A 3,339-nucleotide genomic window follows, 5' to 3' on the forward strand; every position below is an offset into this window, starting at 1 on the left:
GCGGTGCCCCGGCGCCCGCGGCGCACCGCCCCGACCTCACACATCGGGCATCTCCACGCGCCGGGTCAGCGTCAGGTCGAAGCCCGCCGCGGAGAACACGATCGGCAGCGGGTGCGAGACCTCCACGTAGAAGCCCTCGTGCTCGTTGACGCCGCTGGTGACGGTCGCCTCGTCCAGCCACGACGGCAGCGCCGCGCGGGCGGCGGCCTCCGCGCCCTCCAACCGCTCGGCTCCGGCCACCCGCGCACCGGCGCGGGCCGCGGACTCCAGCCGCTCGACCGCGACGAAGGCCAGGAAGGCCTCGATCGCGATGACCGCGACCAGGAGCAGGATCGGGAAGATCGCGGCGAACTCCAGCAGCGGGCCGCCCCGGTCGCCGTCCCGGCGCGGTCGGCCCCCGAGCAGGAGGCGCCGCGCTCCGCGGTGCCCTGCGTCCCGGCGGTCCCCGGCCGGCGGACGCCGCCCTTCCCGGCCTTCGGCGCCCTGCTGGACCCCGGGCAGGGGGTCGTGGTCCCCGATGCCTCGGCGGGTGCGGCCCGGAGCGGTCCGCCCGACCGGTCGCGCGCTCACGGTGTGGCCCCCCGCGGCTCGACCTCGGTGACCACGCGGGCCTCGCCGGTGACGTCCCAGGGCCCCGAGGCCCCGGGCAGGAAGATGGGCATGGCCATGGTCACCCGGGCGTAGCGCGCGCCGTCGCGCTCCACGATCTCCACGGACATCACGTCCGCCCCGTCCCACGGCGGCCGGACGCGCTTGCGGGCCTCCTCGTCCACACGCGCCATGTCGTCGGGGGTCACGGCGGCCTGACGGGCGGCCTCGGCGGCGCCGTGCGAGGCGTACATGGCGGTGACGCCGAGCAGCAGCACCTGCCACACCAGGGCCAGCGCCAGCATCATGAACGGCACCGCCGCGGCGAACTCCACGATGACCCCGCCGCGGTCGCCGCGCCGCCCCCGTCGGAGGCCGGGCTCAGCTCCCGAAGCCACCGCGTCCCCCTCCGCCGCCGTGCGGCCCGGAACCCGGGCGCCCGCCGAAGGGCTGGCCCAGCGGCGGCACGGAGGCCTGCCCGTTGGCCGCCGCGCGCGAGGGGTTGGCCCCCGACGCGTTGAGGAAGCCGGACACGTCACGGGTGGACGGTCCGCCGCCGCGTCGCTCGGACAGGGAGGCGAACCTGCCCAGCCCCGCGGGCGGGGTGGCCGAACCCCCGCCGCCACCGGGCTGCGCGGGCGGATTCAGCAGGTCCAGCTCCGCGGCCAGCCGCGAGAACGCCCTGCGCAGCCCCTCGTCGGTCACCTTGGTCGGGTCGCCGTTGTTCTCCCCGGGCTCCAGGGCGCGGTAGGCGGCGGGAACCGGTGTGCGCAGCACCCGGGTGCCCAGCAGCTGCTGGAGGAAGTCCGGCTGGATCTCGTTCTTGCGGCTGTGCCGGGTGACCAGCGAGTACACGTCCGTGTGCGAACGCACCTGCAACCGCTCCCACATGCTCATCAGCCGCTGGGCGCCGCGCATCGCGGGCACGTCCGGGGTGACGGTGACGACCGCGCTGTCGGCCAGCTCGACCGCCATGGCGGTGGCCTCGTTCATGGTGGACCCGCAGTCCACCACCACCAGTTCGTACCGGGAGCGGAGCGCGCTCAGCACCCGCCGGGCGGCGCTGGCGCCGACGTCCTCGCCGCGTTCGCCGTGTTCGGGGGCGAGGAGTACGTGCGGACCCCGCGGGTCCACGTACAGGGTCTCCGCGAGCATGCCGGGGGTGATGTTGTCCCCGGCCTCGACCAGGTCGCTGATGGAGCGGCGGTGGCGCAGGTTGAGGAACGCGGGCAGGTCGCCGGTCTGCAGGTCCAGGTCGACCAGGCACACCACCCGCTCGGCGGCGGCCGCGGCCATCGCCAGGTGCACGGCGCACGTGGTCGTGCCCACGCCGCCCTTGGCGCCGCTGATCGCCACGATCCGGCCCCGCACGCCCGACGCGGGCAGGTCCATCGACGCCGACTCCAGGTGGCGGCGCAGCGTGCGCGACCACTCGGCGGCCTTGGTGACCCGGCTCTCCAGCTCGGCGATCCCGCAGTCGTCGGGCATCACCCCGCGCGCCCCGGCCTCCATGGCCCCGGTGAAGGTGTCGGGGTCCATCGTGGGCGACACCAGCAGGATCGCCACCTGCGGATGGCGGTGGGACAGGTCGCGTACGGCCTCGAACACCGGCGCCGGGCCCAGATCCTGGTGGATGAGGACCACGTCGATCTCCGGGAACTCCCCGGCGGCGTCGATCAGCGCCGTCGTGGTGGCCCTGGAGGCCACCAGGGAGGCGCTGCCCAGCTCCTCGAAACGCGCGGCGAGCACCATCTCCGACTCCGAGGTCGGCATACCCGCCAGGACACGGAAGTTCAACGCTTACCCCCCATGCGGCGCGCGCCGCTCGTCGGCCGCCCCGCCCTCGTCCGGTGTCGTGCTCTCGTCGGCCGTTCCCCCGGCGACGAGGTCGTCGAAGTCCCCGCTGCAGAACTCGGACTCCTCCGGGGTGCCGCCGCCGTCGGCGCTCACCAGGGCCAGCCTGAGCCCGCTGGAGAAGTCCTCGGCGTAGGCGAGTCGGAGCGCCGCCTGCGGGTCCAGGCGGAAGGTCACCGGGACCACCCCGGCCACGCCGCCGCCCTCCTCCTCCTGGGTGCGCAGCTCACCGATGTCGAGGACCTCCACCTCGGTGATGACCCGCACCGCGCACGCCTCGCCGTGGTCGCGCGCCGGGAAGGTGCCGTAGATGTCCACGAACGACCCGCGCCGCACCTTGCCCGCCACACCGGTCTCGGCGTTGACCATGATGGCGATCTCCCGCTCCCCGGCGGTGAGGGTGGGCTGGGGCTGCACCATGCCCCGCTGGAGGTAGACGCCCGCCTCCAGGTGGGAGGCGGCGACGAGCTGCTGGTCGGCCGGGGTCTCCACCTGGGACAGGTCGGTGAGGAAGACCTCCGGGTCGAAGTACATGCTGGGCACCTCGACCCGCTCCACGGACTCCTCGCCGATGGGCTGGTAGGCGTCCACGGCCTCGGTCAGCCGCAGGACGGTCGCGAACTCGCCGAGGCGCTCCTGCTGGCTGTTGAGGTAGGTGAACACGGAGGCGAACACGGCGACGGCGCCGATAGCGGCAACGACCATGAGCAGGACGCCGCGTCGCTGACGGGGGTTCATAGGGGTGGCTTTTCCGTTTCCAGTGTCGTCGCGGGCCGTCCGCTCGCCTCGGGGGCGCGGTGTCGGTCCCTAACGGGAGTAGGTCCGGGGCGCGTCGGGGCGCGGGGCGCGGCCCGTGAACGGCGGACCCTGCGGTCGGTCGGTGGAGGGAGGGGGAGG

4 protein-coding genes are annotated in these 3,339 nt (G+C 74.7%); all 4 read right to left on the reverse strand.

Annotated elements, in window-relative coordinates; all coding sequences use genetic code 11:
• Positions 1-36: 36 nt before the first annotated feature.
• The 4 genes from DQW06_RS26695 to cpaB all read right to left on the reverse strand — a co-directional run bounded on the left by DQW06_RS26695 (position 37) and on the right by cpaB (position 3,180).
• Positions 37-405 carry a TadE/TadG family type IV pilus assembly protein gene (locus DQW06_RS26695; RefSeq protein WP_071623136.1) on the reverse strand — a complete coding sequence of 123 codons (369 nt, stop codon included), beginning with the start codon at positions 403-405 and terminating at the stop codon, positions 37-39.
• A 161-nt stretch (positions 406-566) separates the two neighbouring features.
• On the reverse strand, positions 567-986 hold the full coding sequence (locus DQW06_RS26700; protein WP_083555204.1) for a pilus assembly protein TadE: 420 nt from the start codon (positions 984-986) through the stop codon (positions 567-569).
• Complete coding sequence (locus DQW06_RS26705) at positions 970-2,385, reverse strand: AAA family ATPase (RefSeq protein WP_071621466.1); 1,416 nt, start codon at positions 2,383-2,385, stop codon at positions 970-972. Before DQW06_RS26705 ends, DQW06_RS26700 begins: the two co-directional genes overlap by 17 nt.
• 3 nt (positions 2,386-2,388) lie before the next feature.
• Positions 2,389-3,180: a Flp pilus assembly protein CpaB gene (gene cpaB, locus DQW06_RS26710; protein ID WP_019606758.1), complete on the reverse strand. Its 792-nt coding sequence runs from the start codon at positions 3,178-3,180 to the stop codon at positions 2,389-2,391.
• Between the last annotated feature and the right edge of the window lie 159 nt (positions 3,181-3,339).

This window comes from Nocardiopsis sp. TNDT3 (genome assembly GCF_003427465.1).
GTDB lineage: Bacteria > Actinomycetota > Actinomycetes > Streptosporangiales > Streptosporangiaceae > Nocardiopsis > Nocardiopsis dassonvillei.